Source organism: Pseudoalteromonas ulvae UL12 (assembly GCF_014925405.1).
GTDB lineage: Bacteria > Pseudomonadota > Gammaproteobacteria > Enterobacterales > Alteromonadaceae > Pseudoalteromonas > Pseudoalteromonas ulvae.
Map to the genome: position 1 here is coordinate 1 of NZ_AQHJ01000007.1, position 1,040 is coordinate 1,040.

The window sequence follows — 1,040 nt, forward strand, 5'->3', positions numbered from 1 at the left end:
CAACAACGATTGTGGGCAATAGATAAGTTTGAAGGGGGCTCAGCCCATTACAACATGTCTTTTGCGCTGCGTGTGGCAGGTAGTTTTAACGTAGATAAGGCTGAGGCTGCTTTTATTGCCTTGCTAGAAAGACATGAAATACTCCGCACAGTCTACGGTAGTGAAGAAGGGGTTGCGTACCAACGAGTTCTAGCTGAACTGGATTGGGCAATCTCTCGCCGTGACATTAGTGCGCTAGCAAACGCGGCACAGGAACAAGCCATTCAAGAGGCAGTGGATGCGGAAGCAGCAAAGGCGTTTGATTTAAGCCAAGATGTGATGCTGCGTGTAAGCTGGTTGCAATGTGATGCGGCTAATGGCGCAGGTGTGTTGTTGTTAACAATACACCATATCGCTTCAGATGGATGGTCGATGAATGTGCTAGTGAATGAATTCAGCACATTGTATGAATCATTAGTTGCCGGGCAACAAGAAAGTTTACCAGCGTTACCATGCCAATACTTAGATTATTCGTTGTGGCAACGTAATAAGTTGCAAGGTGAAACGCTTGCATCACTGAAAAACTATTGGAAAAACCAGCTGTTAGGCGCGCCAGCGTTACATCAGCTACCACTGGACTTCCCACGTCCGGCGATGCCAAGCCATCAAGGTGCGGTAGTATCTGCAACGTTGCCAGCGGAGGTTGTTACTCAACTTAAGCGTTTAGCCAAACAGCATGATATGACACCGTTTATGGTGATTCATACGGTGCTAAGTGTGGTGTTGTCGCGCTACGGTCAAAGTAGCGATGTCGTTGTAGGTACGCCGGTAGCAGGGCGCTTGCATGAATCATTAGAAGGTTTAATCGGCTTTTTCGTCAATACATTAGTCTTACGTGTTGATTGTGCGCAGGCGGATAACATAGAAGGATTGTTATCGCACGTCAAACAAGTCAACTTAGACGCTCACGCCCATCAGGAATTGCCATTTGAAGAAGTGGTTGAGCTGTTGAATGTGCCTCGCACGATAGCACTCACACCTTTGTTTCAAATCATGCTGAC

Annotated in this window: 1 protein-coding gene; it reads left to right on the forward strand. The window is 47.0% G+C overall.

Annotation, left to right across the window (positions count from 1 at the left end; translation table 11 throughout):
• Positions 1–1,040: condensation domain-containing protein (locus tag PULV_RS00045; protein ID WP_227009314.1), on the forward strand; the 1,040-nt coding region annotated here is incomplete at both ends.